Annotated in this window: 26 protein-coding genes; 5 read left to right on the top strand and 21 right to left on the bottom strand. The window is 71.3% G+C overall.

Annotated elements, in window-relative coordinates; genetic code table 11:
* Positions 1-26 precede the first annotated feature (26 nt).
* Positions 27-623 carry a bifunctional pyr operon transcriptional regulator/uracil phosphoribosyltransferase PyrR gene (gene pyrR / locus OG906_RS27630; RefSeq protein ID WP_329446622.1) on the bottom strand — a complete coding sequence of 199 codons (597 nt, stop codon included), beginning with the start codon at positions 621-623 and terminating at the stop codon, positions 27-29.
* 249 nt (positions 624-872) lie between these two features.
* Between pyrR and bldD the strand changes: the two genes are divergently transcribed.
* Positions 873-1,373 carry a transcriptional regulator BldD gene (gene bldD / locus OG906_RS27625; protein WP_007263032.1) on the top strand — a complete coding sequence of 167 codons (501 nt, stop codon included), beginning with the start codon at positions 873-875 and terminating at the stop codon, positions 1,371-1,373.
* A gap of 178 nt (positions 1,374-1,551) precedes the next feature.
* On the opposite strand, the gene nusB is transcribed toward bldD, so the two are convergent.
* The 14 genes from nusB to OG906_RS27555 form a co-directional block, all read right to left on the bottom strand.
* The gene (gene nusB, locus OG906_RS27620) at positions 1,552-1,986 is read right to left on the bottom strand and encodes a transcription antitermination factor NusB (protein WP_329446620.1); all 435 of its coding nucleotides are present in this window, start codon (positions 1,984-1,986) and stop codon (positions 1,552-1,554) included.
* A 2-nt stretch (positions 1,987-1,988) separates the two neighbouring features.
* Positions 1,989-2,555: an elongation factor P gene (gene efp / locus OG906_RS27615; protein WP_267797444.1), complete on the bottom strand. Its 567-nt coding sequence runs from the start codon at positions 2,553-2,555 to the stop codon at positions 1,989-1,991.
* 59 nt (positions 2,556-2,614) lie between these two features.
* The gene (locus OG906_RS27610; RefSeq protein ID WP_329446618.1) at positions 2,615-3,721 is read right to left on the bottom strand and encodes an aminopeptidase P family protein; all 1,107 of its coding nucleotides are present in this window, start codon (positions 3,719-3,721) and stop codon (positions 2,615-2,617) included.
* Positions 3,722-3,791: 70 nt separating this feature from the next.
* Entirely contained in the window at positions 3,792-4,532 is a 741-nt protein-coding gene (locus tag OG906_RS27605; protein WP_329446616.1) for an AAA family ATPase, read from the bottom strand.
* An 80-nt stretch (positions 4,533-4,612) separates the two neighbouring features.
* A complete protein-coding gene (gene aroQ, locus OG906_RS27600) occupies positions 4,613-5,053 on the bottom strand; it encodes a type II 3-dehydroquinate dehydratase (RefSeq protein WP_053676627.1) in 441 nt (146 codons plus the stop codon).
* A complete protein-coding gene (gene aroB / locus OG906_RS27595) occupies positions 5,050-6,141 on the bottom strand; it encodes a 3-dehydroquinate synthase (protein ID WP_267797448.1) in 1,092 nt (363 codons plus the stop codon). Before aroB ends, aroQ begins: the two co-directional genes overlap by 4 nt.
* A complete protein-coding gene (locus tag OG906_RS27590; protein WP_267797449.1) occupies positions 6,138-6,656 on the bottom strand; it encodes a shikimate kinase in 519 nt (172 codons plus the stop codon). The genes aroB and OG906_RS27590 overlap by 4 nt, the downstream gene beginning before the upstream one ends.
* The gene (gene aroC / locus OG906_RS27585) at positions 6,653-7,837 is read right to left on the bottom strand and encodes a chorismate synthase (RefSeq protein ID WP_267797450.1); all 1,185 of its coding nucleotides are present in this window, start codon (positions 7,835-7,837) and stop codon (positions 6,653-6,655) included. Before aroC ends, OG906_RS27590 begins: the two co-directional genes overlap by 4 nt.
* Positions 7,838-8,003: 166 nt before the next feature.
* Positions 8,004-8,837 (bottom strand): shikimate dehydrogenase, encoded by an 834-nt coding sequence (locus tag OG906_RS27580; RefSeq protein ID WP_329446613.1) that lies wholly within the window; start codon positions 8,835-8,837, stop codon positions 8,004-8,006.
* Positions 8,838-9,003: 166 nt separating this feature from the next.
* Positions 9,004-10,821: an endolytic transglycosylase MltG gene (gene mltG, locus OG906_RS27575; RefSeq protein ID WP_329446611.1), complete on the bottom strand. Its 1,818-nt coding sequence runs from the start codon at positions 10,819-10,821 to the stop codon at positions 9,004-9,006.
* Positions 10,822-10,947: 126 nt separating this feature from the next.
* Complete coding sequence (gene ruvX, locus OG906_RS27570) at positions 10,948-11,418, bottom strand: Holliday junction resolvase RuvX (protein ID WP_053676633.1); 471 nt, start codon at positions 11,416-11,418, stop codon at positions 10,948-10,950.
* Positions 11,415-14,102, bottom strand: a complete 2,688-nt coding sequence (gene alaS, locus OG906_RS27565; RefSeq protein WP_329446608.1) for an alanine--tRNA ligase — start codon at positions 14,100-14,102, stop codon at positions 11,415-11,417. The genes ruvX and alaS overlap by 4 nt, the downstream gene beginning before the upstream one ends.
* Positions 14,102-14,455 (bottom strand): DUF6167 family protein, encoded by a 354-nt coding sequence (locus OG906_RS27560; RefSeq protein WP_267797455.1) that lies wholly within the window; start codon positions 14,453-14,455, stop codon positions 14,102-14,104. The genes alaS and OG906_RS27560 overlap by 1 nt, the downstream gene beginning before the upstream one ends.
* 8 nt (positions 14,456-14,463) lie before the next feature.
* Positions 14,464-14,916: a DUF948 domain-containing protein gene (locus OG906_RS27555; RefSeq protein WP_267797456.1), complete on the bottom strand. Its 453-nt coding sequence runs from the start codon at positions 14,914-14,916 to the stop codon at positions 14,464-14,466.
* A 126-nt stretch (positions 14,917-15,042) separates the two neighbouring features.
* On the opposite strand from OG906_RS27555, the gene OG906_RS27550 reads away from it, so the two are divergent.
* The gene (locus tag OG906_RS27550; protein WP_329446605.1) at positions 15,043-17,256 is read left to right on the top strand and encodes an ATP-binding protein; all 2,214 of its coding nucleotides are present in this window, start codon (positions 15,043-15,045) and stop codon (positions 17,254-17,256) included.
* 27 nt (positions 17,257-17,283) lie between these two features.
* On the opposite strand, the gene rpsD is transcribed toward OG906_RS27550, so the two are convergent.
* Positions 17,284-17,895 carry a 30S ribosomal protein S4 gene (gene rpsD / locus OG906_RS27545; RefSeq protein ID WP_030294564.1) on the bottom strand — a complete coding sequence of 204 codons (612 nt, stop codon included), beginning with the start codon at positions 17,893-17,895 and terminating at the stop codon, positions 17,284-17,286.
* A 55-nt stretch (positions 17,896-17,950) separates the two neighbouring features.
* Between rpsD and OG906_RS27540 the strand changes: the two genes are divergently transcribed.
* Positions 17,951-18,856, top strand: a complete 906-nt coding sequence (locus OG906_RS27540) for a DUF2470 domain-containing protein (protein WP_329446603.1) — start codon at positions 17,951-17,953, stop codon at positions 18,854-18,856.
* Here OG906_RS27540 and OG906_RS27535 read toward each other — a convergent pair.
* From OG906_RS27535 to OG906_RS27515, 5 genes are all read right to left on the bottom strand, one after another.
* A complete protein-coding gene (locus OG906_RS27535) occupies positions 18,847-19,560 on the bottom strand; it encodes an HNH endonuclease family protein (RefSeq protein WP_329446601.1) in 714 nt (237 codons plus the stop codon). The two genes, OG906_RS27540 and OG906_RS27535, sit on opposite strands and share 10 nt — an antisense overlap.
* Before the next feature lie 56 nt (positions 19,561-19,616).
* Positions 19,617-20,966 carry a replication-associated recombination protein A gene (locus OG906_RS27530; protein WP_329446599.1) on the bottom strand — a complete coding sequence of 450 codons (1,350 nt, stop codon included), beginning with the start codon at positions 20,964-20,966 and terminating at the stop codon, positions 19,617-19,619.
* Between the two features lie 50 nt (positions 20,967-21,016).
* Positions 21,017-21,628, bottom strand: coding sequence for a vitamin K epoxide reductase family protein (locus OG906_RS27525; protein ID WP_053676640.1), 612 nt, complete (start codon positions 21,626-21,628; stop codon positions 21,017-21,019).
* 191 nt (positions 21,629-21,819) lie between these two features.
* Positions 21,820-23,082: a histidine--tRNA ligase gene (gene hisS / locus OG906_RS27520; protein ID WP_329446596.1), complete on the bottom strand. Its 1,263-nt coding sequence runs from the start codon at positions 23,080-23,082 to the stop codon at positions 21,820-21,822.
* Between the two features lie 10 nt (positions 23,083-23,092).
* A complete protein-coding gene (locus tag OG906_RS27515) occupies positions 23,093-23,812 on the bottom strand; it encodes an MBL fold metallo-hydrolase (RefSeq protein ID WP_329446594.1) in 720 nt (239 codons plus the stop codon).
* A gap of 163 nt (positions 23,813-23,975) precedes the next feature.
* Here OG906_RS27515 and OG906_RS27510 point away from each other — a divergent pair, with 163 nt between their 5' ends.
* Together OG906_RS27510 and OG906_RS27505 are read left to right on the top strand one after the other, a co-directional pair.
* Positions 23,976-24,752: a peptidylprolyl isomerase gene (locus tag OG906_RS27510; protein WP_329446592.1), complete on the top strand. Its 777-nt coding sequence runs from the start codon at positions 23,976-23,978 to the stop codon at positions 24,750-24,752.
* Between the two features lie 199 nt (positions 24,753-24,951).
* Complete coding sequence (locus OG906_RS27505; protein WP_267797464.1) at positions 24,952-26,181, top strand: DUF349 domain-containing protein; 1,230 nt, start codon at positions 24,952-24,954, stop codon at positions 26,179-26,181.
* Positions 26,182-26,250 lie beyond the last annotated feature (69 nt).

The raw sequence follows: 26,250 nt of genomic DNA, 5'->3' as shown, positions 1-26,250 counted from the left end.
CGTGGAGGGTCCCGCGCCGGTGGGGGCTACTGCTGCCCGGCTGCCGGGGCGGTCCGCTGGCCGAGCAGCACGGCGTCACGGCCGTCCTCCTCCTGGAGCTGGACCTTGACGGTCTCCCGCAGCGACGTGGGGAGGTTCTTGCCGACGTAGTCGGCGCGGATCGGCAGTTCGCGGTGGCCCCGGTCGACGAGGACGGCGAGCTGCACGGCGCGCGGACGGCCGATGGCGCCGAGCGCGTCGAGGGCGGCGCGGATGGTGCGGCCGGAGAAGAGCACGTCGTCGACGAGGACCACGAGGCGGCCGTCGATGTCGTCGCCGGGGATCTCGGTGCGGCCGATGGCCCGGGCGGGCTTCAGGCGCAGGTCGTCGCGGTACATGGTGATGTCGAGGGAGCCGACCGGAATCTTGGTGCCGGTGATCTCTTCGAGCTTGGCGGCCAACCGGCGGGCGAGGTACACACCGCGGGTGGGGATGCCGAGGAGCACCACGTCGTCGGCGCCCTTGGCGCGTTCGACGATCTCGTGGGCGATACGGGTCAGGACCCGAGCGATGTCCTGCGCGTCCAGTACGGGGCGCATGTCATCGGGGCCGTGCCGGGTGTCCGGGCTGTGCTGGGTGTCCATGAAAAGGACCTCCTTCTCCGCCTCACGGGACGGACCTTAAAGGACGTCTGATCTACGTGTTCCACGGTACCAGGGGGATTCCGCGGGCCTCGCACCGGGCCCGTCCGGGGGCCCTCCCGAGGGGGCGACGAAGACCATTCGGCTTGACGCATCCAAGTAACGCTGCGTAACCTCACAGTGAGTTACCAGCCGCGCGGCGGAGCCGCACGTTGTCCATGTCGTCACAGCGTCACAGCGTCCGGGAGCGTTATGTCCAGCGAATACGCCAAACAGCTCGGGGCCAAGCTCCGTGCCATCCGCACCCAGCAGGGCCTTTCCCTCCACGGTGTCGAGGAGAAGTCCCAGGGCCGATGGAAGGCCGTGGTGGTCGGTTCCTACGAGCGCGGGGACCGCGCCGTGACCGTCCAGCGCCTTGCCGAGCTGGCGGACTTCTACGGGGTGCCGGTGCAGGAGCTGCTGCCGGGCACGACTCCCGGCGGGGCCGCCGAGCCGCCGCCGAAGCTCCGTCTGGACCTGGAGCGCCTCGCGGGCGTGCCCGCCGAGAAGGCCGGTCCGCTGCAGCGCTACGCGGCGACGATCCAGAGCCAGCGCGGGGACTACAACGGCAAGGTGCTGTCGATCCGCCAGGACGACCTGCGCACCCTCGCCGTCATCTACGACCAGTCCCCCTCGGTCCTGACCGAACAGCTGATCAGCTGGGGCGTGCTGGACGCGGACGCGCGTCGCGCGGTGGCCCACGAGGACATCTAGTCCCGGGCCCTGTCCCAGCAGAAACGTACCGGCGGCCGCCGGGATCCCCACGGGGGTCCCGGCGGCCGCCGTTTCCGTGTGTCCCGCCCCTCCCCCCGGCTCCGGGATCCACGAGGACAGACGGAAGGGCCCGCAGCGCGTGCGCTGCGGGCCCTTCCGTCTGTGCGTGGCCTGTGCGTCAGCTCTCGCTGCGGCGCAGGTTCGGCTTCAGGTCCTTGAACCGGCTCAGGAGTCCGTTCACGAACGAGGGCGACTCGTCCGTCGAGAACTCCTTGGCCAGCTGGACCGCTTCGTCGATCGCCACGGCGTCCGGGGTGTCGTCCACCCAGATCAGCTCGTAGGCGCCGAGCCGCACGATGTTCCGGTCCGCGACCGGCATGCGGTCGAGGTCCCAGTCCACGGCGTAGGTGGCGATCAGATCGTCGATGCGGTCCACCTTGTCGGCGTAACCCTCGACAAGATCCATCGTGTAGGCGTTGACCGGCGACTGGCGGTCGTCCGACCGCGCGTGGCGGATCCAGTCCGCGAGGACCTCGCGCACGGGCACGTCGCGCTGATCGGCCTCGAAGAGGATCTGGAAAGCGCGCTTTCGCGCGTTGCTCCGGGCAGCCACGGTTAGCTGTTCACCCGGCCGAGGTAGTCGCTCGTGCGGGTGTCGACCTTGATCTTCTCACCGGTGCTGACGAAGAGCGGGACCTGGATCTCGTGACCGGTCTCCAGCGTCGCCGGCTTGGTGCCACCGGTGGAGCGGTCGCCCTGGACGCCCGGGTCGGTGTGCTGGATGACCAGCTCGACGGCGGCCGGGAGCTCGACGTAGAGCACCTCACCCTCGTGGCGGGCCACGGAGGCGGTGAAGCCCTCGATCAGGAAGTTGGCGGCGTCGCCGACGACCTTGCGGTCGACCATCAGCTGGTCGTAGGTCTCCATGTCCATGAAGACGAAGTACTCGCCGTCCATGTACGAGAACTGCATGTCGCGGCGGTCGATGGTGGCCGTCTCGACCTTGGTGCCGGCGTTGAACGTCTTGTCGACGACCTTGCCGGACATCACGCTCTTCAGCTTGGTGCGCACGAAGGCCGGGCCCTTGCCGGGCTTGACGTGCTGGAACTCGACGACGGACCAGAGCTGGCCCCCGTCGAGCTTCAGCACCATGCCGTTCTTGAGGTCGTTCGTGGAAGCCACGGTTGCGGAATCTCCTGCACTGGAAGACCGCGGAGGCGCGCACCGTCCGGTTGGGCGGACTACAGCGCGAGCAGCTCCTTGGTCGTAATGGTGAGTAGCTCTGGACCGCCGTCCGCCTCGGGGCGCACGACGAGCGTGTCATCGATCCGGACACCTCCCCGGCCCGGGAGGTGAACCCCCGGTTCGACGGTGACCGGCACGCAAGCGTCCAGTTTACCCATTGCCGTAGGTGCAAGCTGCGGGTCCTCGTCGATTTCGAGACCGACGCCGTGTCCGGTGGACGCCTCGAGGGCCTCGCCGTGGCCGGCCGAGCCCAGTACGGAGCGCGCCGCGCGGTCGACGTCCCGGTAGGCGGCGCCCGGCAGGAGCGCCTCCCGGCCGGCCCGCTGGGCCGCGAAGACCAGGTCGTAGAGCTCGATCTGCCAGTCGGCCGGGGTGGTGCCGATGACGAACGTGCGGCCGATCTCGCAGCGGTATCCGCGGTAGTTGGCGCCCAGGCAGACGGAGAGGAAGTCGCCCTCCTCCACCCGGCGGTCCGACGGCCGGTGCCGGGAACGGCCGGAGTGCGGACCGGTGCCGACCGAGGTGGGGAAGGCGGGCCCGTCGGCTCCGTGGTCCACCAGGCGCCGTTCCAGCTCCAGGGCGAGGTGGCGTTCGGTCCGTCCGACCAGGATGGACTCCAGCAGTTCGCCGAGCGCCTGGTCGGCGATCTCGGCGGCGATCCGCAGACAGGCGATCTCCTCCTCGTCCTTGACGAGGCGCTGCTGTTCCACGGACGTTCCGAGGTCCGCGAGGCGCAGTCCGGGCGCGACCGAGCGCAGGGCCCGGTGGCGGCCGACGGTGAGGTGGTGCTCCTCGACGGCGAGCGAGTCGGCCCGCGCGGACGCGGCCATGTCGGCGGCGGCCACGGCGGGGTCCCCGCCGGGGGCGGAGAGCACGTTCAGCCGGAGTTGGTCGTCCAGGCGGCCCTCGTCGGCCTCCCCGGAGGGCGAGGTGCCGCAGAACAGCACGTCCTCGACGGGTCCGACCAGGAGGACGGCGCCGCGCGGGGACGCCCCGGCGAGGTAGCGGACATTGGCCGGACGCGTGATCAACGCGGCGGCGTTGCCCGCAGCGGCACAGCGGTCGCGAAGCCGGCCCCTGCGGGCCGCGTAGGCGTCTGACATGTCTTCGAGCCTACGAGCGCCCCGCCCATCCGGCCCGGCGAGCGGGTCCGTACGGGCCCGCGGCCCCGGTTCAGGCCTGCGGGGCCCCGATGACGCGGGCCAGGGTCTCGTCGAGCGCGCGGGCGGTGCCCTCGACGTCCAAGTGCGAGTTGTCGATGATCGACAGCCCGGACCCGTACCAGCCCGCCATCCGCCCGTGGATGCGGGCGACTTCCTCGTCGGAGAGCCGCCGGTTGCCGGAGCGGGCCGCGTTGCGCTCCAGGACGATCTCCAGTCCGGGCAGCAGGACGACGGGCAGCAGGGCCGGGCCGACGTGCCGTTTCCAACCGCCCAGGCCGACCACGGGCCGGTCCGGGAAGACGGCGTCGTCGAGGATGCAGGAGATGCCGTTCGCCAGGTAGTTGCGCGCGGCGAAACCGCAGGTGCGGCGGGCGAGGCGGTACTGGGCCTCGGAGTGCTCGTTCCAGCCCGCCTGCGGGTCGGCGAAGCCCGAGCAGACCCATTCGCGGACGTCGTCCAGGCTGATGTGCGCGGTGGGCACGGGCCGGGTGGCCGCCCAGTGGCGGGCGACGGTGGTCTTCCCCGCGCCCGCCGGGCCGATCAGCAGGACGGCGAGGGTGGCGCCGCCGGTGCCGGGGGCCACGGCCGGCGGCAGCGGGATGTGGCCCGTCGTCTCCGGAACCGCCTGCTGGGGCGGGGGCGGCGGTACGGAACCCGACCAGCCCTGCCCGGGGGGTATGGGCGGCTGCGAGGGCGTCGCCGGGTGTTGTCCCGACCCGCCCCAGGCGCCGCCTCCCACTCCTTGCTGCATCCGCTGCCACTCCGTCTCGTTCCAACGACTGATGCGAGAACGTTATATGACCCCGGAGCGCCGGCGTCCCACCCCTGCCGTCAGGCGGTCACTTCGTCCGCCAGCGCGCGCAACGCCAGGCGGTACGAACCGATGCCGAATCCCGCCACGGTGCCGGTCGCCACCGCGGCGATCACCGAGGTGTGCCGGAACTCCTCGCGGGCGTACGGGTTCGAGATGTGCACCTCGATCAGCGGCGCGGTCCGCTGCGCCGCCGCGTCCCGCATGGCGTACGAGTAGTGCGTGAAGGCGCCCGGGTTGATGACGACGGGGATCCTGCCGTCCGCCGCCTCGTGCAGCCAGCGCACCAGCTCGCCCTCGTCGTTGGTCTCGCGGACCTCGACGTCGAAGCCGAGTTCCGCGCCGACCGCGCGGCAGCTCTCGACGAGCCCTGTGTAGGAGGTGGCCCCGTACACGTCGGGCTCGCGCGACCCGAGCCGGCCCAGGTTCGGGCCGTTCAGGACGAACACCCGCCGGCTCACGCCCCGACCTCGCCGTACGCCGCGAACAGCACGGCGGGGTCCGGCCCCTCCAGGACGGTCGGCTTGGCCAGCCCGTCGAGGACGATGAAGCGCAGCAGGTCGCCGCGGGACTTCTTGTCGACCTTCATGGTCTCCAGCAGCTTGGGCCACTGGTCGCCGCGGTAGGTCAGCGGCAGGCCGACGGAGGCGAGGACCGCCTTGTGCCGGTCGGCCGTCGCGTCGTCCAGCCGGCCCGCGAGCCGGCCGAGTTCGGCGGCGAAGACCATGCCGACGGACACGGCCGCGCCGTGGCGCCACTTGTAGCGCTCGTTCTTCTCGATGGCGTGGGCGAGGGTGTGGCCGTAGTTGAGGATCTCCCGCAGCCCGGCCTCCTTGAGGTCGCTGGAGACCACGTCCGCCTTGACCTGGATCGAGCGCGTGATCAGCTCGGCGGTGTGCGGGCCGGCGGGCGTGCGGGCCGCCTGCGGGTCCGCCTCGATCAGGTCGAGGATCACCGGGTCGGAGATGAAACCGGCCTTGATGATCTCGGCGAGACCGCTGACGTAGTCGTTGACCGGCAGCGAGTCCAGCGCCGCGAGGTCGCAGAGCACGCCGGCGGGCGGGTGGAAGGCGCCGACGAGGTTCTTGCCCTCGGCGGTGTTGATGCCGGTCTTGCCGCCGACGGCCGCGTCCACCATGGCGAGCACGGTGGTGGGTACGGCGATCCAGCGCACGCCGCGCAGCCAGGAGGCGGCGACGAAGCCCGCGAGGTCGGTGGTGGCGCCGCCGCCCACGCCGACGATCACGTCGGTGCGGGTGAAGCCGGACTGCCCGAGGGCCTTCCAGCAGTACGCCGCGACCTCGATCGTCTTGGCCTCCTCGGCGTTCGGCACCTGGATGGCGACCGCCTCGTAGCCCTGCGCGGCCAGGTCGTCCCGCAGTGCCTCACCGGTCGAGGCGAGCGCCTCGGGGTGGATCACCGCGACCCGCTTGGCCTTCGTGCCGATCAGGGAGCCGAGCTCGCCGAGCAGCTGCCGGCCGACCAGCACGTCGTACGCGTCGTGTCCGGCGCTCGCGCCGACCTGGATACGCGTCACCTGGTCTGTCATACGTCCTTCAACTCCAGAGCGTCGAGGACCGCCTGCGCGACCTCTTCGGGGGTGCGGTCGTCGGTGGCCACGACGACGCGCGCGACTTCGGTGTACAGGGGGCGCCTGGCCTCCATCAACTCGCGCCACTGGCGGCGCGGGTTGACGGCGAGCAGCGGGCGCGCGGCGCCCAGGCCGACGCGCCGGACCGCCTCCTCGACGTCCATCGACAGGTAGGCGACGGGCAAGCCGGCCAGCAGCCCGCGGGTGCCCTCGTCCAGGACGGCTCCGCCGCCGAGGGAGAGGACCCCGGTGTGCTCGGCGACGGCGGCCGCGACGGCCTGCCGTTCCAGCCCGCGGAAGTACGGCTCGCCCTCGTCGACGAAGAGGTCGGAGATCTCCCGGCCGGTGGCCGCGACGATGTCGGCGTCGGTGTCCCGGTAGGGGACGCCGAGACGTGCGGCGAGGAGTTCCCCCACCGTGGACTTGCCGGACCCCATGGGTCCGACGAGGACGACCAGTGGTCCGGCGGTCACCGGATCTGCAGGTTGTCGAGGTACGAGCGGACGTTGCGGCGGGTCTCGGGGACCGAGTCGCCGCCGAACTTCTCGACGACGGCGTCGGCGAGCACGAGTGCGACCATCGCCTCGGCGACGATGCCGGCGGCCGGCACGGCACACACGTCGGAGCGCTGGTGGTGGGCCACCGTCGCCTCCCCGGTGGCCACGTCCACGGTGGCGAGCGCGCGCGGCACGGTCGCGATGGGCTTCATCGCGGCCCGTACGCGCAGCAGCTCACCGGTGGTCAGGCCGCCCTCGGTGCCGCCGGAACGGCCCGAGGTGCGGCGCAGGCCCTCGTCGGTGGACACGATCTCGTCGTGCGCCTGGGAGCCGGGCACGCGGGCCAGCTCGAAGCCGTCGCCGACCTCGACGCCCTTGATGGCCTGGATGCCCATGAGCGCGGCCGCGAGGCGGGCGTCGAGGCGGCGGTCCCAGTGGACGTGCGAGCCGAGGCCGACGGGCACCCCGTACGCGAGGACCTCGACGACGCCGCCGAGGGTGTCGCCGTCCTTGTGGGCCTGGTCGATCTCGGCGACCATCGCCTTCGACGCGTCGGCGTCGAGGCAGCGCACCGGGTCGGCGTCGAGCTTGTCGACGTCGGCGGGGGTCGGGTAGACGCCGTACGGGGCCTTGGCCGCCGCCAGTTCCACCACGTGCGAGACGATCTCGATGCCCGCGACCTCCTTGATGAAGGAGCGGGCGATGGCGCCGAGTGCCACGCGGGCGGCCGTCTCACGGGCGCTGGCGCGCTCCAGGATCGGGCGGGCCTCGGAGAACCCGTACTTCTGCATGCCCGCCAGGTCGGCGTGGCCGGGGCGCGGGCGGGTGAGCGGCGCGTTGCGGCCGGTCTCCTTGAGCAGCGAGGGGTCGACGGGGTCGGCCGACATGACCGTCTCCCACTTGGGCCACTCGGTGTTGCCGATCATGACGGCGACCGGGGAACCCTGGGACAGTCCGTGGCGGACGCCGCCGAGGAAGGTGATCTCGTCCTGCTCGAACTTCATCCGGGCACCGCGGCCATAGCCGAGCCGGCGCCGGGCCAGGTGGTCGGCCACCAGCTCGGTGGTGACCGGGACGCCGGCGGGGAGGCCCTCCAGCGTCGCCACCAGGGCCGGTCCGTGCGACTCTCCAGCGGTCAGCCAACGCAACCTGCTCAACGATGCTCCTCATGCTCGCGCCTGGCACAGCGACGGCGCGATCGGGTGCGCGGCCCGGACCCGCCTCACCCGATCCTCCCATGTCCGCGGGGGTATCCCGGTGCCAGGTCCAGGTATCGGACGGGGGATCCGTCAGGTCCCTGCCCTTCGAGGGGGTGTCACGCCCTCACGGGCGGTCCCGGAGCGCCTCTTCGCCCGCCGCGCGCATGGCCGCCAACGGTCCGGGGGCGCGGCCGGTCATCTGCTCGACCTGGAGGACGGCCTGGTGGACCAGCAGGTCCAGCCCGCCGAGGAGCGTGCCTCCGCGCTCCGTCCAGGCCGCCGCGAGCGCGGTGGGCCACGGGTCGTACAGGACGTCGAACAGGGTCCCCGCGCCGGCGGGCACCTCCCGGGCCAGTGCGTCGGTCGCGCCCGCCGGGGTGGTGGCGATCACCAGGGGTGCGCCGAGCGCCTCGGCCGCCCGCGACCAGTCGGCCGTGCGGACGTCGACGCCGAGCCGTTCGCCCCACTGCCGCATCTCGTCGGCGCGCTCGCGCGAGCGCACGTACGCGGTGACCTCGCCGGTGCAGACGCGGGAGAGCGCCGCGAGCGCCGAGGAGGCGGTGGCCCCGGCGCCGAGGACGGCGGCGGCGGGCACCTTCTCGACGCCGCGTTCGTGCAGTGCGGCGACGATGCCGGGGATGTCGGTGTTGTCGCCGAGGCGCCGGCCGTCCGGGGTGAGGACGACCGTGTTGACGGCCTCCACCGACGCGGCGGTGTCGCTGATCCCGTCGAGCAGCGGGATGATCGCCCGCTTCAGCGGCATGGTGAGGGACAGCCCGGCCCACTCGGGGCCGAGGTCGGTGACGAAGCCCGCGAGCGTGGCCTCGTCGATCTCGAAGCGGTCGTACGTCCAGTCGAGGAGACCCAGTTCCCGGTACGCGGCGCGGTGCAGGACCGGGGAGAGGGAGTGCTCGATCGGCGACCCCAGTACCGCGGCCCGCCGTACGGTCGGCTGCATGTCCCTCGCCCCTCACCAGTTCCCGTCCGCGCGCACGCGCGCGGGCGACCGGGCCGGTGCCCGGGCGCGAGAGACAGTACAGCAGCCGGTGCGGCGACGAGGACACCCGGTCCCCGTCGTCCGCGGACGACGGGGACCGGGTGCGAAAGCGTCCCGAACGGTCGGACTACTGGCCCGACTTCTTGCGCTCCCTCTCGTACTCCTCGACGTTGACGTTGTGCTCGTCGTTGGTGACGGCGAACAGCGTCTTGTTCTCGTTGACGGACACGAAGTAGTACCAGGGGCCCGGTTCCGGGTTCGTCGCCGCCTTGAGCGCGTCGGCGCCCGGGTTGCTGATGGGACCCGCCGGCAGACCCACGATCTTGTACGTGTTGTAGGGGTCGGCGATCTGACGCAGTTCCTTGACCGAACCGACGTCGAGGGTGCTCTGGCCCTTGATGTAGTTGATCGTGGAGTCGAAGTCGAGCAGACCGTTGGTCTCCGTGTTGCCCGGCTTGAGGCGGTTGTAGACCACGCGCGAGATCTTGTCGAAGTCGTGCTGGTACTTGCCCTCGGCCTGGACGAGGCTCGCGACGGTGACGAGTTCGAGGGGGTTCTTCAGGCCCATCTTCGTGGCCTGGCCCTTGACGTCGGCGTTCGCGTACTCCTGGCTCGCCTTGGCGACCATCTGCTTGAGCAGGGCCTGCGGCTTCATGTCCTTGCCCAGGTCGTAGCGGGCCGGGTAGAGGAAGCCTTCCAGCGGGTCCTTGATGTCCTTGTTGGAGTTGGCCCAGTCCGGGAGGCCGAGGTTCTTGGACTCCTTGGTGGCGACGTCCTTCGTGGTGCCGGGCTTGAGGGAGAGCTTCTTGTCGATCAGGGTGTAGATCTCGAAGTTGCGCTTGCCCTCGGGGATCGTGAGCACGTTCAGGGCCGAGGGGTCGAGCATGATCTCGACCGCGGACCTGGCGGACATCTCCTTCTTGAGGGAGTAGACGCCCGGTTGGATCGACTTGCCCTTGGGGTTGGCCTCGGCGGCGGCCGCGAAGGCCTCCGCGCTGGCCACGACGCCCGCCTTCTTGAGGAGCTGGCCCATGAGCATCAGGCCGGCGTTCTTGGGGATCTCCACGTCGACGGTCTCGTCGGTGCCCGTGCCGGCGAAGTCCGCGGCCGAACTGAACTTGCCCTTGAGGTAGGTGTAGCCGTAGTAGCCGCCTCCGCCGACGACGCCCACGATCACGAGGGCGGCGATCAGGCACGCGGCGCCGCTGCGCTTGGTCGTGTCCTTCGAACGGCCGGACCTGCGCCCGCCGCCCGACCCGTCGGGGTCGCCGCCGCCGGCGAGGGATTCGTTCTCCTCCTCGCGCTCCTCCGTCAGGAGGTCGCCGTCCTGTTCCCGAGCCCCGGGCTCGGGGTCCAGGTGGCGCAGGCCCGGGGGCCGCGGCGGCGGGTAGGCGTCGGGGGTGCTGTACAGGTCGGGGGCCTCACCGGGGTAGGCGCCCGCGTTCTGCTGGGTGTACGGGTCCACGCCCGCGTACGGGTCGACCGGCGCGGGCCCGGTGACGTACTGGCCCTGGCCGGTGTCCCAGACCTGGTCGCCGTACTGCTGTTGAGGCTGCTGGGGCTGCTGGGGCTGCTGGGGCTGCTGCTGTTGAGGGTGCTGCTGCCCGCCCTGCTGCTGCGGGGCGGGCTGCTGCTGGGGGTAGCCCTGCTGCGGGTACTGCTGCGGGTTCGGGTACTGCTGCGGGTCCTGGTACTGCGGGTCCGGGTACTGCGCCTGGGGGTACTGCTGCTGCGCGTACTGCTGCTGGTACTGCGGATCCACGTACGAGGGCCCGCCGGTCTGGGGGTCCGGATGCTGCGGCTGCTGCTGGTACTGCTCCTGAGCGCCGGTGTCGTAAGGCGTCTGACCCTGTTGGACCGGATGCCCGGTCCACCCCTGGTCCCCGTACAGGGGGTCCTCGGGGTGCCACGGTTCGGGGGTGCGGCCCCGGCCATACTCAGTCATCGATCCCCTAGAGCCGCGAGACGGAGGCAGCGGCTTCGTTGCCGCGGCACCCGGTTCCGCCTCTGAAGTGGTGGGCGACGGCTGTTCGAATGCCGCCACATCGCGCGGAACGTTACCGTATCGCGATCAGACAACCACTTCGACGCACTCACCGGGCGGATTACCCGATACCCGTTCGGTCTCAAGAGCGGTCTGGAGGATCACGACGGCGGCCGCCTGGTCGATGACCGAGCGTCCCTTCTTCGCGTTCTTCCCGGAGGCCCGCAGCCCCTGGGCGGCGGTGACCGTGGTCATCCGTTCGTCCACGAGCCGTACCGTCACCGGCTTGATGCCCTTGGCCAGCTCGTTCGCGAAGGCGCGCACCTTGACCGCGGCCGGCCCCTCCCGCCCGCTGAGCGAGCGGGGAAGGCCGACCACGACTTCGAGGGGCTCGTACTCCGCGACGAGCTGCCGCAGCCGCCGGTGGGCGAAGGGGATGTCCCGTCCCGGGACGGTTTCCACCGGTGTGGCCAGCACCCCGTCGGGGTCGCACGAGGCGACCCCGATCCGGGCGTCACCGACATCGACGGCCAACCGGCGGCCGCGGCGCAGTGTCATCGGGCGGTCTCGCCCACGAGCCGCTCGACGGCCGCGACGGCGTCGCCGATGGCGGCCGGGTTCTGGCCGCCGCCCTGGGCGACGTCGGGCTTGCCGCCGCCGCCACCACCGAGGGTCTTGGCGGCGGTGCGCACCAGGTCACCGGCCTTGAGGCCGCGCTCGCGGGCCGCCTCGTTGGTGGCGATGACCGTCAGCGGGCGGCCGCCCGCCACGGTGAACAGGGCCACGACGGCCGGGCGGTCGCCCTGCCCCGGCGCCTGGGCGAGCCGGCCGCGCACGTCGAGGACGAGCTTGCGCAGGTCGTCGGCGCCGGTGCCGTCCGGCACCTGGCCGGTGACGAGCGCGACACCCCGTACGTCCTGGGCGCCGGCGGCGAGACCGGCGGCGGCCTGGAGGACCTTCTCCGCGCGGAACTTCTCGATCTCCTTCTCGGCGTCCTTCAGCTTGCCGAGCATGGAGGCGATCTTCTCCGGCAGTTCCTCCGGACGGCCCTTGACCAGCTCCTGGAGCTGGGCGACGACCGTGTGCTCCTTGGCGAGGAAGTTGTACGCGTCCACGCCCACCAGGGCCTCGACGCGGCGCACGCCGGAGCCGATGGAGGACTCGCCGAGCAGCTTCACCAGACCCAGCTGGGCGGTGTTGCCGACGTGCGTGCCGCCGCACAGCTCCTTGGAGAAGTCGCCGATGGTCACGACGCGCACCCGCTCGCCGTACTTCTCGCCGAACTCGGCGATGGCGCCCTGCTTCTTCGCCTCGTCGATGCTCATGATCTCGGCGGTGACGTCCAGCTCGCGCGAGAGCACGTCGTTGATCTTCTGCTCGACGTCGGTGAGGACCGTGCCGGGGACGGCGTTCGGGGAGCCGAAGTCGAAGCGGAAGCGGCCGGGCGAGTTCTCGGAACCGGCCTGGGCGGCCGTCGGGCCGAGGGCGTCGCGCAGCGCCTGGTGCGTCAGGTGCGTGGCCGAGTGGGCGCGGGCGATGGCCCGGCGGCGGTTGACGTCGATGGCGGCGTACGCCGAGGCGCCCACCGTCACCTCGCCGACCTGGACGGAACCCTTGTGCACGGAGACGCCCGGGACGGGCTGCTGCACGTCGCGCACGACGACGACGGCGCCGGAGTCGAGCCTGATCCGGCCCTGGTCGGCGAGCTGGCCGCCGCCCTCGGCGTAGAAGGGGGTGCGGTCGAGGACGATCTCGACCTCGTCGCCCTCGGAGGCGGCGGGCGCGGAGACGCCGTTGACCAGCAGGCCGACGATCGTGGACTCGCCCTGGTTGGTGGCGTAGCCGGTGAACTCGGTGGCTCCGGCGCCGTCGGCGATCTCCCGGTAGGCGGACATGTCCGCGTGGCCGGTCTTCTTGGCCTTGGCGTCGGCCTTGGCGCGGTCGCGCTGCTCCTGCATCAGGCGGCGGAAACCGGGCTCGTCCACGGAGAGGCCCTGTTCGGCGGCCATCTCCAGGGTCAGGTCGATCGGGAAGCCCCAGGTGTCGTGGAGCAGGAACGCCTTGTCGCCGGAGAGCACGGTGCCGCCGGTGGCCTTGGTCTCGCTCACGGCGGTGTCGAGGATGTTCGTGCCGCCCTTGACGGCCTTCAGGAAGGCGGCTTCCTCGGCGAGGGCGACGGTCTCGATGCGCTTGCGGTCGGTGACCAGCTCCGGGTACTGCTGCCCCATCGTGTCGATCACGACGTCCACGAGTTCCTGGACGACGGGACCGGTGGCGCCCATGAGGCGCATGTTGCGGATGGCGCGGCGCATGATGCGGCGCAGCACGTAGCCGCGGCCCTCGTTGCCGGGGGTCACGCCGTCACCGATGAGCATCACCGAGGTGCGGATGTGGTCGGCGACCACGCGCATCGAGACGTCGGTGCCGTGGGCGGCCCCGTACTGGACGCCGGTGAGCTCGGTGGCCTTGTCCATGACCACGCGCAGGGTGTCGGTCTCGTACATGTTCTGCACGCCCTGCAGGATCATGGCGAGACGTTCGAGGCCGAGACCGGTGTCGATGTTCTTCGACGGCAGGTCGCCGAGGATCGGGAAGTCTTCCTTCCCGTCGCCGGCGCCGCGCTCGAACTGCATGAAGACCAGGTTCCAGATCTCCACGTAGCGCTCGTCGTTGACGGCGGGGCCGCCCTCGACGCCGAACTCCGGGCCGCGGTCGTAGTTGATCTCCGAGCACGGGCCGCAGGGTCCGGGGACGCCCATGGACCAGAAGTTGTCCTTCTTGCCCAGGCGCTGGATGCGCTCGGCGGGGACGCCGACCACGTCGCGCCAGATCGTCTCGGCCTCGTCGTCGTCGAGGTAGACGGTGATCCAGAGCTTCTCGGGTTCGAGGCCGTAGCCGCCGTCCGCCACGGAGCTGGTGAGCAGCTCCCAGGCGTACTTGATGGCGCCTTCCTTGAAGTAGTCCCCGAAGGAGAAGTTGCCGCACATCTGGAAGAACGTGCCGTGGCGGGTGGTCTTGCCGACCTCTTCGATGTCCGGGGTACGGACGCACTTCTGCACGCTCGTGGCCCGCGGGGCCGGGGGCTTGGTCTCGCCGAGGAAGTACGGCTTGAACGGGACCATGCCCGCGTTGACCAGCAGCAGAGTCGGGTCGTCCGCGATGAGCGACGCCGAAGGGACAACGGTGTGACCGCGCTCCTCGAAGAAGCTCAGCCAGCGGCGGCGGATTTCAGCCGACTCCATCAGTGGTCCTCATTCCGGTTGTACCCGACCGCCGAGTGGTTCGTGCGGGGGGTGGTCTGGTCGTTCTCCAGGGCCCGCAGCCGTCGCGGCCCGGGGAGGGCGGTGACGTTGTCGGGCCGGTCGGGGTCCTGGTGGAGCCCCAGTGCATCGTTCAGCTCGTCTTCGCGCTGCGTCATTCCCGCCTTGACGTCGAGGGCGAAGTCCTTGAGGCGGTGACCCGCCTCCACCGCCTTGTCGGCGGCCTGCGCGGCGAGGCTCTCCGGTGTCAGCTTCTTCAGCTGTCGGTTGACCTTGGTGGTGGCCCACACGCCGGCGGCTGCGCCGGCGGTGAACCAGAAGGCTCGGCGGAACATCGGAGGTCTCAGCCCTTCTGCTTCCGGCGCCGGGGCGTCGGCACCGTACGGCCGACGATCACGGTACGTCGGGATGTCTTCTTCGGCGCGGCGTCCGTGTTCTTGCCCAGCGCCTTGCGGACCCCGTAGCCGAAGGCCGCGACCTTGACCAGGGGGCCGCCGAAGGTGGAGGCCACGGTCGAGGACAGCGCGGAGGCGTTGGAGGTGACTTCCTGGACGTCGCTCGCGATGGCGTCGACCCGGTCGAGCTGGGTGCGCGCGGAGCGGACGGTCGTGGAGGCGTCGGCCAACAGCGGGACCGCCTGTTCGGTCACGTCGGCCACCATCTTGGTGGTCGCCTTCAGGACCTGGGCCAGCCTCACCAACACCACGGCGAGGAAGGAGACCAGGATGGCCCAGAAGACGGCCACGAGGATCCCGGCCACCTCTCCACCGGACACGTCGCACCACTCTCTGCACATCGATCGCCACGTATAAAGGTCGTCGTCCGACCCTATCGCGCCGGAGATCCCCGCCCGTACCGGAATTCCGGAGGCTCGGGGTCCGCCTTGTACGGGGCGCATCCGGACCAGTACTCTCCGTGTCCCATGCGACAGAGACCCCTTCGAAACAGGACCTGGGGCAATCTTCCCTCGGAGCTGAGCGAGTTCGTCGGCCGGGGTGACGAACTCGACGGGTTGGAACGGCTCCTCGGGACCTCGCGGCTCGTGACGGTGACCGGGGTCGGGGGCGTGGGCAAGTCCCGGCTGGTGCTGGCGGCCGCCCGGGAGCTGGAGGCGTCCGGGACCCCGGCGGAGCAGGAACGCTACTGCGACGGCGTGTGGTGGGCGGAGCTGTCCTGCGTGCGGGATCCGGCGTTCCTGGAGCTCACCATCGCCGAGGCGCTCGGGCTGACCGACCACACCACCCGGCCGCTGCGGACCGTGCTGACCGAGCACCTGGCGGAGCGACGGGTGCTGTTGGTCCTGGACGGGTTCGAGCAGCTGGTCGACGAGTGCGCGGTCCTGGTCCGGGAGCTGCTGCGCCGCTCCCCCGGGCTGCGGGTGCTGGCCGCGGGCCGGCGTCCGCTGGAGGTGGAGGGGGAGCTGGTCTTCCCGCTGGCCCCGCCGGCCCCCGAGGAGGCCCTGGCCCTGCTGGCGAGCCGGGCGGCGGCCCTCGATCCGGCCTTCGAGGTGACGGACGCCAACCGGGCGGCGCTGACCGGGCTGTGCGAGCGGCTCGACGGGATCCCGCTGGCGCTGGAGCTGGCGGCGGGCCGGCTGCGCGCACTGGCCCCGGAGCAGGTGTCGGCCCGGCTGGCGGACCGGTTCGCCCTGCTGACGGGCGGGGCGCGCGGGGCGTTGCCGCGGCACCGGACGCTGCGCACGGCGATCGGCTGGAGCCACGAGCTGTGCACGCCGCCGGAGCGCCTGCTGTGGGCGCGGCTCTCGGTCTTCGCAGGGCAGTTCGACCTCGACGCCGCCGAATACGTGTGCGCCGGTCGGGACCTGCCGGTGGAGTCCGTGCTGGACCTGATCGGGGAGTTGCTGGCCCAGTCGCTGCTGGTGAAGGAGGAGACCCCGGCCGGGGTGCGCTACCGGATGCTGGAGACCGTGCGGCTGTACGGCGCGGGCTGGCTGGAGTCGCTGGGCGACGCCGGGCGGCTGCGGCGCCGGCACCGGGACTGGTACATGGGGCTGGCGACCTGGTGCGAGCTGGACTGGTTCAGTCCGCGTCAGCGTGAGGTGGCCGCGCTGGTGGAGGCGGAGCTGCCGAACCTGCGGCTGGCCCTGGAGTGCTGCCTCGAAGAACCGGAGGACTTGCATCTGGGCCAGTACCTGGCGGGCACCCTCTGGTTCTACTGGGCGGGCTGCGGCCGGCTCACCGAGGGCCGGCACTGGCTGGACCGCACGCTGGAGCACGCTCCGGGCCCGGAGTACGAGAGCTCACGGCTGAAGGCGCTCTGGGTGCTGGGGTACGTGGCCGCCCTCCAGGGCGACGCGGTGGCCTCGATGAGCGCCCTGTACGAGTGCCGGGACGGCGCGGCCCGCACCGGGAACCCGGTGGCCGCGGCGTACGCGGTGCACCGCCTGGGCTGCCTGGCCCTGGTCTCGGACGACATGGCGCGGGCCCGGGAGCTGTTGGGCACGGCGCTGGAGCGCTACCGCGAGGCCGGTGAGCTGAACAGCAACGTGTTGATGTGCCAGGTGGAGCTGGCGATGTCGCTGGCGTTCCTGGGGGAGCCGGCCGGCGCGCTCTCGCTGTGCGAGGAGGTCAGGGAGATCTGCGAGGAGCGCGGGGAGCTGTGGACGAAGGCGTACGCGCTGTACGTGCTGGCGTACGCGGCGCTGGACGCCGGGGACACCGGGCGGGCCAGGTCGCTGCTGACCGAGTGCGTGGAGATCAACCACGCGTTCCGGGACCTGGTGGGGTTGGTCCTCGCGGTCGAGCTGCTGGCCCTGGTCACGGTGACGGAGGGGCATCCGACGGAGGCGGTGGTGCTCCAGGGCGCGGCCGAGCCGATGTGGGACGGGGTCGGGCTGCGGCTCTTCGGCTCGGGGTACTTCAACGCGCCCCGGCTGATGTGCCTGGAGCGCGCGGGCGAGCTGATCGGCGCGGAGCGCTGCACCGCCGCCGCCCGGCACGGGCGCGCCCTGTCGCCGGACGCGCTGGTGGAGCGGGCGTTGCGGGGGCCGGAGCCGGCGCCCGCGGTCGCGCTGCCGAGGCCCCGCACGATGCCGACCCGGACGGCGGGCCGCGCCGGGTCGGGCGCGGGAAACAGGAAGCCCGCCGGCTCCCCCAAGGGGGAACCGGCGGGCTGACCAGCCTGTGAGGCTACGTCCGCCGAATCAGCGGGCGTAGTACTCGACGACGAGCTGCTCGTCGCAGATGACCGGGATTTCCTTGCGGTTCGGGTCGCGGTCCAGGCGGAAGGCCAGGGCCTTCAGGTTGACCTGCAGGTAACGGGGGGTCTCGCCCTCGCCTGCGTAGCCACCCTCGCGGGCAACCTGGAACGGAACCTTCTCGCGGCTGCGCTCGCGCACCGTGATGACGTCGTCCGGGCGGACACGGAACGACGGCTTGTCGACCTTGCCACCGTTGACCTCGATGTGGCCGTGAACGACCATCTGGCGAGCCTGGTAGATGGTGCGGGCGATGCCCGAACGCAGGACCAGGGCGTCGAGGCGACGCTCGAGCTCGACGACCAGCGCCTCGCCCGTCTTGCCTTCGGCCTTCTTGGCGCGGTCGTACGCGCGGGCCATCTGACGCTCAGAGATGTCGTACTGAGCGCGCAGACGCTGCTTCTCCAGCAGACGAACCTTGTAGTCCGAGTTCTGCTTGCGGCCACGGCCGTGCTCGCCCGGCGGGTAGGGGCGGGCCTCGAAGTACTTGACGGCCTTCGGGGTCAGCGCAATGCCGAGGGCACGCGACTTCTTGACCTTGGGTCGCTTCTGGTTCACGTGGAACCTACCTCCATGTAAGTTAGGTGAGGCTTACCTTAGCGAGGAGGACGTAATGTCTCGACCACATGGGATCCCCCTGCCCAGTGCGCGTCGAAGTTCAGATTCCAACGAAACGGAATCTGCTTTCGACGACGATAAGCAAGGTCAGCCGCGTCCCAGGGAAGGCGTTCGGCAGCTCACCGGAGCCGAACGCGTACGAACCCTCGTAGAGTCCAACGCCTCAGTATCCCTCACGCTCCCGGGTGCTTTCGACCAGGAAGAGTTCGGGACAGGGCTGCCGGCCGCTCGGACCGTCACCCCGGACGGGGACGTGATTCTCCTTGTTTCCGGGGAATCCGCGGCTGCCAGGGCAGCCGCTCACGCCCAGGACGACGACCTCACCGCCGTGATCGAGATCACGGACGTGGCGCCGGTGTCCGTGCCCCATCGTATCCGAGGTCGCGCGTGGCTCGCCGGGTGGCTGACGCCGGTGCGCGGGGACGACCGGGCGGCCTGTGCGGCGCTGCTCGCGGAGCGCCGTCCGGTGGGCGAGCTGCTGGGCATGTCCGAGTCCTTGGACGCCCCGTACTCGGGCCGCCCGGCCTGGATGATGCTCCGCCTGGAGGTCGGCGAGATCTCGGTGGACGACCTGTGGGGCGCGGAGCAGGTGGACCCGGACGACCTGGCGGCGGCGGAGCCGGACCCGATGGTCGCCCACGAGACGGAACTCCTCCAGCACCTCTCCGCCGCCCACGGCGACCGGATCGCGGACCTGTGCGGGCTGCTCGGCGCACGCGAGGCGCAGGGCATGAAGGGCGTCCCGCTGGCCCTCGACCGGCTGGGGCTGCGCGTGCGCTTCACGGGCGGCGACCCCTCCGCCGCCTTCGACGCCCGCTTCGACTTCCCGGAGCCGGTCTCGGACATCTGCGGCCTGCGCCGAGCGATGCACACGCTCTTCTCGGCGGCCGGTCACCCCTGAGGGCAGGTCCCCAGCATCTCGACGAGGGCGGCCTTCTCCGGTGGCGTCACGGACAACCCGTACGTCGCCTTGATGCCGGTGTAGCGCCGGGCGTACTCGCACCGGTACGCCCGCCGCGGGGGCCTCCACTTGTCGGCGGTCCTGCTGCCCTTGTCCTGGTTGGTCTGCTTGTCCACGGCGAGCAGGACGTTCAGGTCGTTGGCGTACTCCAGCCTGCGCTGCGGCGTCCAGGCGTGGGCCCCGCCCCGCCAGGCGGCGCCCAGCGCGACGACGTGATCCGTCTCGATCCCGGAGGCGCGGCGGTAGGTGTAGGGGATCTCCTTGCCGGTGTACGGGTCGTGCAGCACTCCGGAGAGCACCACGCAGGGGTTGCGGTCCCCCTCCCGGAGCTGCCTGAGGTCCCTGCGGAGCACGTCGTCCCGGGTGTCGCAGCCGTTGCGGCCGCCGAGGGCGTCCGTCTCGTCCGACCAGTAGCGGCCGAAGTTCTCCCGCTTGTAGGTCTGCCAGTTCCTGCCCCACTCGACCTTGAGCGCGGCCAGCCGAGCGGCCGCCTCCCGCGCGGTCGGCGGGAACCCGGGGCTCGTGAGCGGCGCCCCCGAGACGAGCGCCGCGATGCCGGCGGGGCTCTTCTCGCCGTCCCCGTGATGGCATCCGGCGGCCAGCAGCACGGCCGCGACGGCGATGAGCGGAGCCCGACGTCCCATGCCCGGAGCCTAGGCCGTCTCCTCCGGATCTCGCCCGACCCACGCCGCCCGGGCCGCTACGACCCGCGCAGGCGCTCGCGGACCTTCTCCACCACGTCCGCGTACCGCGCCTCGGCGCCGTACCGCGTCGGCTCGTAGTACCGCTTGCCGTGGATCTCGTCCGGCGCGTACTGCTGCGCGGCGATGGCGCCGGGGACGTCGTGCGGGTAGACGTACCCGACGGCGTGACCCAGCTTCGCCGCCCCCTTGTAGTGGCCGTCGCGCAGGTGCGTCGGGACGGAGCCCGCCAGCCCGGCCCGTACGTCGGCCAGCGCGGCGCCGATCGCGGTCGTGGCGGTGTTCGACTTGGGTGCCAGGGCCAGCGCGATCGTGGCGTGCGACAGCGTCAGCGCCGCCTCCGGGAAGCCGATCATGGCCACGGCCTGGGCGGCGGCCACGGCCAGCGGCAGGGCCGTGGGGTCCGCCAGACCGATGTCCTCGCTCGCGGAGATCATCAGGCGTCGCGCGATGAACCGGGGGTCCTCCCCCGCGTCGATCATCCGCGCCAGGTAGTGCAGCGCCGCGTCCACGTCGGAGCCGCGGATGGACTTGATGAGGGCGCTCGCCACGTCGTAGTGCTGGTCGCCGTCCCGGTCGTAGCGCACGGCCGCCCGGTCGACCGCCTCCTCGACGGTTTCGAGGGTGATCTCCTCCTCGCCCTTGGCGATGGCCGATCCGGCCCCCGCCTCCAGCGCCGTCAGGGCCCGCCGGGCGTCGCCGCCGGCGATGCGCAGCAGGTGGGCCTCCGCGTCGGCCGGCAGGGTGACGGCCCCGCCCAGGCCCCGCTCCTCCTCCAACGCCCGCTTCATCAGGGCGCTCAGGTCGTCGTCCGTCAGCGGTTCCAGCGTCAGCAGCAGGGAGCGCGACAGCAGCGGGGAGATGATCGAGAAGTACGGGTTCTCCGTGGTGGCCGCGATGAGGGTCACCCAGCGGTTCTCCACGGCCGGGAGCAGGGAGTCCTGCTGGGCCTTGCTGAAGCGGTGGATCTCGTCGAGGAAGAGGACGGTCTCCTTGCCGTACCCGCCGGCCGCGCGTCGGGCGCCCTCGATGACGGCCCGGACCTCCTTCACGCCCGCCGTGATCGCGGACAGTTCCACGAACCGCTTCTGCGTCGCCTGGCTGACCACGTACGCGAGGGTGGTCTTCCCGATGCCGGGCGGTCCCCAGAGGATCACCGACGAGGCTCCGGCCGGTCCCCCGGCGCCCTCGCCGACGAGTCGGCGCAGTGGCGAGCCGGGCTTCAGCAGGTGCTGCTGGCCGACGACCTCGTCCAGGATGCGCGGACGCATCCGGACGGCGAGCGGAGAACTCGACGGGTCCTTCTCCTGGCGGTCCTCGGCTGCGGCGGTGAAGAGATCTGGTTCCACACGGGAAGCCTATGCGAGCCCACCGACACCGCCGTCGGGCTGCGCCGGGCTCAGGAGGTCCAGAAGTCCCACCAGCGGGTCAGGATCAGCATGCCGATGATGCCGACGTGCAGCACGGGGACGACCCAGGTGAACTCGTCGAAGAAGGCCTTCAGCCACCCCGGGGCGGGCAGCAGCCCCTGGCGGACGTTGTGCGAGGTGACGTACCAGAACATGACGATGGTGGCGACCCAAGCCAGGCAGCACCACAGGCACAGCGAGTTGATGTTGTACAGCGACTGGTACATCAGCCAGGTGCAGAAGACGACGCCGAAGAGGGTGCCGGCGTTCAGGGTGAGCCAGTACCAGGGCCGGAAGCGGGCCCCGGCGAGCAGGCTCATGCCGACGCAGATCACGATCGCGTAGGTGACCAGGCCCAGCATCGGGTTGGGGAACCCGAAGACGGAGGCCTGGTCGCTCTTCATGATGTTGCCGCAGGAGACGATCGGGTTGAGGCTGCACCCCGGCGTGAAGTTCGGGTCCTCCAGCAGCTTGAACTTGTCGATGGTGATCACCCAGGCGGCGAGCAGTCCGGCCGCTCCCGTGATCACCAGAAGGAGCGCCAAGGCCCGGCTGCCGCCGTGGGTCCGGGCGGCGTCCGCGTCAGCACCTGTTGTCGTCATACCCGCCCGCTCCGCATCTGCAAGGTCATCAAGCACCGGCCATTGTGCCGTACGGGGCTGTGCGCGCACCGTTCGATGGGCATAAGGAGGCCGGCCCGAGGGGCGGCGGGTGGTGCTCGCGCCGCCGGAACGCACGGGAGGGGCGGGGTCGGGGAGCGGTCCCCGGCCCCGCCCCTCCCGGGCGGTCTCGGTCAGGCCAGCCTGGAGCGGAGCACGTCCACCAGGTCCGTCAGGGCCACCGGGCCCTGCTCGCCGGACTGCATGTCCTTGAGCTGGACGACGCCTTCGGCGAGGTCGCGCTCGCCGAGGACGGCCGCGAAGCGCGCCCCCGAGCGGTTGGCGTCCTTCATCGCGCCCTTGAGGCCCTTGCCGCCGAACGCGAAGTCGGCGGCGATGCCGGCCCGCCGCAGCTCCGTGACCTTGCCGAAGAGCACCCGGCGGGCCTCCTCGCCGAGGGCCACGCCGAAGACGGAGGTCGCGGCGGGGATGTCCAGCGTCACGCCCTCGGCCTCCAGCGCGAGGACCGTCCGGTCGACGCCCAGCGCCCAGCCCACCGACGGCAGCGACGGGCCGCCGATCATCTCGGACAGGCCGTCGTAGCGGCCGCCGCCGCCGACCGCCGACTGCGAGCCCAGGCCGTCGTGCACGAACTCGAAGGTGGTCCGGGTGTAGTAGTCGAGGCCGCGCACCAGCTTCTCGTCGTCCTCGAAGGCGACGCCGGCCGCCGTCACCAGGGCCCGCACCTCCTCGTGGTACGCCTTGCACGCGTCGCAGAGGTAGTCGCGCAGCATCGGCGCCCCGACGAGCTGCTTCTGCACCTCCTCGCGCTTGTCGTCGAGCACCCGCAGCGGGTTGATCTCGGCGCGGCGCACGGTCTCCGCGTCCAGGTCGAGCCCGCGCAGGAAGGTCTGGAGGGCCTCCCGGTAGACCGGGCGGCACTCCTTGTCGCCCAGCGAGTTGAGCAGGACGCGGAAGTTGCGCAGGCCCAGCGTGCGGTACGCCTGGTCGGCCAGGATGATCAGCTCGGCGTCCAGGGCCGGGTCCTCGGAGCCGATGGCCTCGGCGCCGACCTGCGAGAAGTGGCGGTAGCGGCCCGCCTGCTGGCGCTCGTAGCGGTAGTACGAACCGGAGTACCAGAGCTTGACGGGCAGCAGGCCGGCCTTGTGCAGGTTGCCCTGGAGCGCCGCGCGGAGCACCGACGCGGTTCCCTCGGGGCGCAGGGCGAGCTGGTCGCCGCCCTTGGTCGTGAGGGTGTACATCTCCTTGCTGACGATGTCGGTGGACTCGCCGACGCCGCGCGAGAAGAGCTCGACGTTCTCGAAGCCGGGGGTCTCGACGTACCCGTAGCCCGAGTTCCTCAGCGGGCCCGAGATCGCCTCGCGCACCGCCAGGAAGGTCGCGGAGCGGGGGGGCAGCAGGTCGTACGTGCCCTTGGGGGCCTGAAAAGTACTCACGAAACTCTCGTCACATTCCTCGTCGTGGAGTGGCGTTGCCGTCTCCGCGGTCCGGGCCGCCGGCGGCGACTTCCCGCAGGTACGGGTTGGTCGCGCGTTCGCGCCCGATGGTGGTCTGGGGACCGTGGCCGGACAGCACCACCGTCGAGTCGTCCAGCGGCAGGCACACGCGGGCCAGCGACCGGAGCATCTCGGCGTGGGAACCGCCGGGCAGGTCGGTGCGTCCGACGGAGCCGGCGAAGAGCAGGTCGCCCGAGAAGAAGACCGGCGGGATGTCGGCCGCCTCGGGCATCCTGAACGTCACCGACCCCTCGGTATGCCCGGGCGCGTGGGCCACCGAGAAGTCCATCCCGGCCAATCTCAGGGCGGCGCCGTCGGCCAGTTCCCGGACGTCGTCCGGCTCGCCGATGGTCAACTCGCCCATGAGGGGCATCCCGATGGACCGGCCGAGGGCCTTCTCCGGGTCGCTCATCATGTAGCGGTCGGCGGGGTGGATCCAGGCCGGCACGTCGTGCGCTCCGCACACCGGGACCACCGAGGCCACATGATCGATGTGGCCGTGGGTGAGGACGACCGCGACGGGCTTGAGTCGATGCTTCCTCAGCGTGTCCTCGACGCCCTGGGTGGCCTGGTGGCCCGGGTCGATGATCACGCACTCCTCACCGGCGGCGGGGGCGACCACAAAGCAATTGGTCCCCCAGGCCCCGGCGGGGAACCCGGCAATCAGCACGTTCGTCCTCAATCGTCGTCCGATGGGAGCCACACAAGCGGCCGCGGATGGAAATACCGCTGCTCAGAGCCTACCGGCGCCGCTCATTACACAGCGAACCCATATACGGTACGGCCTAGCCCAGCCCGGACAGCGGTACCAGAGACGTACAAGGAGACGACCGGTGGTCACGAGCGATCAGCGTCGGCGACAGCTCGCCAGGGAGAAGTACGAGCGCCAGCAGGCGAACCGGGCCGCGGCCCGGCGCAAGGCGCGCCGCACCATGGCGGTGATCGGTGCGGCGGTGGCCGTGGTCGCCGCCACGCTGATCGGCCTGGTGGTGGGAGGCGTCTTCGATTCGAAGGAGACGAAGGCGACCGACCCGACGGACACCCCGTCGTCCTCGCCCTCGCCCAAGCAGTCGCCGCCGGCGATGGCGATCGACCAGAAGGCGAAGTACACCTTCGACCTGAAGACGAACGCGGGCCCGATCACGTTCGAGATGGACGCGGCGAAGACCCCGCAGACCGTCAACTCGTTCAAGTCGCTCGCCGACAAGGGCTTCTTCGACAAGACCAAGTGCCACCGTCTGGTGACCGGCGGGATCTTCGTGCTCCAGTGCGGCGACCCCGAGGGCACCGGCACCGGTGGCCCCGGCTACACGATCCCCGACGAGAACCTCGACTCCCTCGGCAAGCCGAACGACCAGGGTCAGGTCGTCTACCCGGCCGGCACGGTGGCGATGGCGAACACGGGTCAGCCGGGCAGCGGCGGCAGCCAGTTCTTCCTGGTGTACAAGGACAGCCCGCTGGCTCCCTCGTACACGCCGTTCGGCAGGATCGACGCGGCCGGACTGAAGGTCCTGACGGAGATCGCCAAGGCGGGGACCGCCGACGGGGCCCAGGACGGGGCCCCGAAGAACGGTGTGACCATCGAGAAGGGCGTCGTCACCAAGAACTGACCGGGGACCGAGTGACCGGCGGCCCGAACCCGGCCGGCCTCCCGCCCGTGCGTCGATATTGCGTCGTGCGGGATGCGGACAGCCGGCCCGGCGGTCGCCTATGTTGGCGTTGTGCAGGGCGGGCGCGGCCCGCCCCAGGAAACTGTGGACGATGCCCAGGGGGTGAACCCCTCGCAAGGCATCAGGTGGAGGAGGCGCTGTGAGCAGCGACCCGTGGGGCCGAGTCGACGAGACCGGCACCGTGTACGTGCGTACTGCCGAGGGCGAGCAGGTCGTCGGCTCGTGGCAGGCGGGCACCCCTGAGGAGGCCCTGGCCTACTTCGAGCGCAAGTACGAGGGCCTGGTGGTCGAGATCGGCCTCCTCGAACGGCGGGTGCGGACCACCGATCTGTCCGCCAAGGACGCCCAGACGGCCATCGACCATCTGCGGACGCAGTTGGACGAGCACCACGTCGTGGGTGACCTCGACGCCCTGCGCGTCCGGCTGGACAAGCTGGTCGCGACCGTGGAGTCGCGGCGCGAGGAGCGCAAGGTCCAGAAGGCCCGGCAGGCGGACGAGGCCCGTGCGGCCAAGGACGCCCTGGTCGTCGAGGCCGAGGAACTGGCGCAGAGCGAGCAGTGGCGCAGTGCCGGTGAGCGGCTGCGCGCCCTGGTGGACATCTGGAAGGGCCTGCCCCGCCTCGACCGCAAGTCGGACGACGAGCTGTGGCACCGCTTCTCGCACGCCCGTTCCGCCTTCTCCAAGCGTCGCAAGGCGCACTTCGCCTCGCTCGACGCGCAGCGCGAGGACGCCCGCAAGGCCAAGGAGAAGCTGGTCTCGGAGGCCGAGTCGCTGTCGAAGTCGACGGACTGGGGTCCGACGGCGGCCCGTTACCGCGAGCTGATGGAGAGCTGGAAGGCGGCGGGTCGGGCGCAGCGCGAGTCCGAGGACGACCTGTGGAACCGTTTCCGCGGTGCGCAGGACGTCTTCTTCGCCGCTCGCAGCGAGGTCTTCGCCGAGCGCGACGCCGAGCAGACGGAGAACCTCAAGCTCAAGGAGGAGCTGGCCGACGAGGCCGAGAAGCTCGTCCCGATCACGGACCTGAAGGCGGCCCGTGCCGGCTTCCGCTCCCTGAACGAGCGCTGGGAGGCCATCGGCCACGTACCGCGCGACGCCCGTCCCAAGGTCGAGGGTCGGATGCACGCCGTGGAGCGGGCCATCCAGGAGGCCGAGGAAGGCGAGTGGCGGCGTACGAACCCGGAGGCCCGGGCGCGTGCGGCCGGTCTGACGGGTCAGTTGCAGGCGGCGGTCGACAAGCTGCGCGGGCAGATCGACGCGGCGCGGGCCTCGGGCAACAACGCGCGGGCCGACAAGCTCTCCCGGGAGCTGGAGGGCCGACAGGCACTGCTGGACCAGGCGCTCAAGGGCCTGGAGGAGTTCGGCGGCTGACGCCGGCTCGACCCCTGCGAACGGGCACCACCGGAATCCTCCGGTGGTGCCCGTTCGGTGTTCGGCCCC

Origin of the sequence: Streptomyces sp. NBC_01426, assembly GCF_036231985.1 — a bacterium.
In the GTDB taxonomy this organism is placed as follows: Bacteria; Actinomycetota; Actinomycetes; order Streptomycetales; family Streptomycetaceae; genus Streptomyces.
This window is presented reverse-complemented; position numbering and strand designations above follow the sequence as displayed.

Excerpts from the sequence above, each read along its gene's own strand:
- pyrR (WP_329446622.1), bottom strand. The coding sequence starts at position 623 with ATGGACACCCAGCACAGCCCGGACACCCGGCACGGCCCCGATGACATG.
- bldD (WP_007263032.1), top strand. The coding sequence starts at position 873 with ATGTCCAGCGAATACGCCAAACAGCTCGGGGCCAAGCTCCGTGCCATC.
- OG906_RS27610 (WP_329446618.1), bottom strand. The coding sequence starts at position 3,721 with ATGTCAGACGCCTACGCGGCCCGCAGGGGCCGGCTTCGCGACCGCTGT.
- OG906_RS27605 (WP_329446616.1), bottom strand. The coding sequence starts at position 4,532 with ATGCAGCAAGGAGTGGGAGGCGGCGCCTGGGGCGGGTCGGGACAACAC.
- aroB (WP_267797448.1), bottom strand. The coding sequence starts at position 6,141 with ATGACAGACCAGGTGACGCGTATCCAGGTCGGCGCGAGCGCCGGACAC.
- OG906_RS27580 (WP_329446613.1), bottom strand. The coding sequence starts at position 8,837 with ATGCAGCCGACCGTACGGCGGGCCGCGGTACTGGGGTCGCCGATCGAG.
- mltG (WP_329446611.1), bottom strand. The coding sequence starts at position 10,821 with ATGACTGAGTATGGCCGGGGCCGCACCCCCGAACCGTGGCACCCCGAG.
- ruvX (WP_053676633.1), bottom strand. The coding sequence starts at position 11,418 with ATGACACTGCGCCGCGGCCGCCGGTTGGCCGTCGATGTCGGTGACGCC.
- alaS (WP_329446608.1), bottom strand. The coding sequence starts at position 14,102 with ATGGAGTCGGCTGAAATCCGCCGCCGCTGGCTGAGCTTCTTCGAGGAG.
- OG906_RS27560 (WP_267797455.1), bottom strand. The coding sequence starts at position 14,455 with ATGTTCCGCCGAGCCTTCTGGTTCACCGCCGGCGCAGCCGCCGGCGTG.
- OG906_RS27555 (WP_267797456.1), bottom strand. The coding sequence starts at position 14,916 with ATGTGCAGAGAGTGGTGCGACGTGTCCGGTGGAGAGGTGGCCGGGATC.
- OG906_RS27550 (WP_329446605.1), top strand. The coding sequence starts at position 15,043 with ATGCGACAGAGACCCCTTCGAAACAGGACCTGGGGCAATCTTCCCTCG.
- OG906_RS27540 (WP_329446603.1), top strand. The coding sequence starts at position 17,951 with ATGTCTCGACCACATGGGATCCCCCTGCCCAGTGCGCGTCGAAGTTCA.
- OG906_RS27535 (WP_329446601.1), bottom strand. The coding sequence starts at position 19,560 with ATGGGACGTCGGGCTCCGCTCATCGCCGTCGCGGCCGTGCTGCTGGCC.
- OG906_RS27525 (WP_053676640.1), bottom strand. The coding sequence starts at position 21,628 with ATGACGACAACAGGTGCTGACGCGGACGCCGCCCGGACCCACGGCGGC.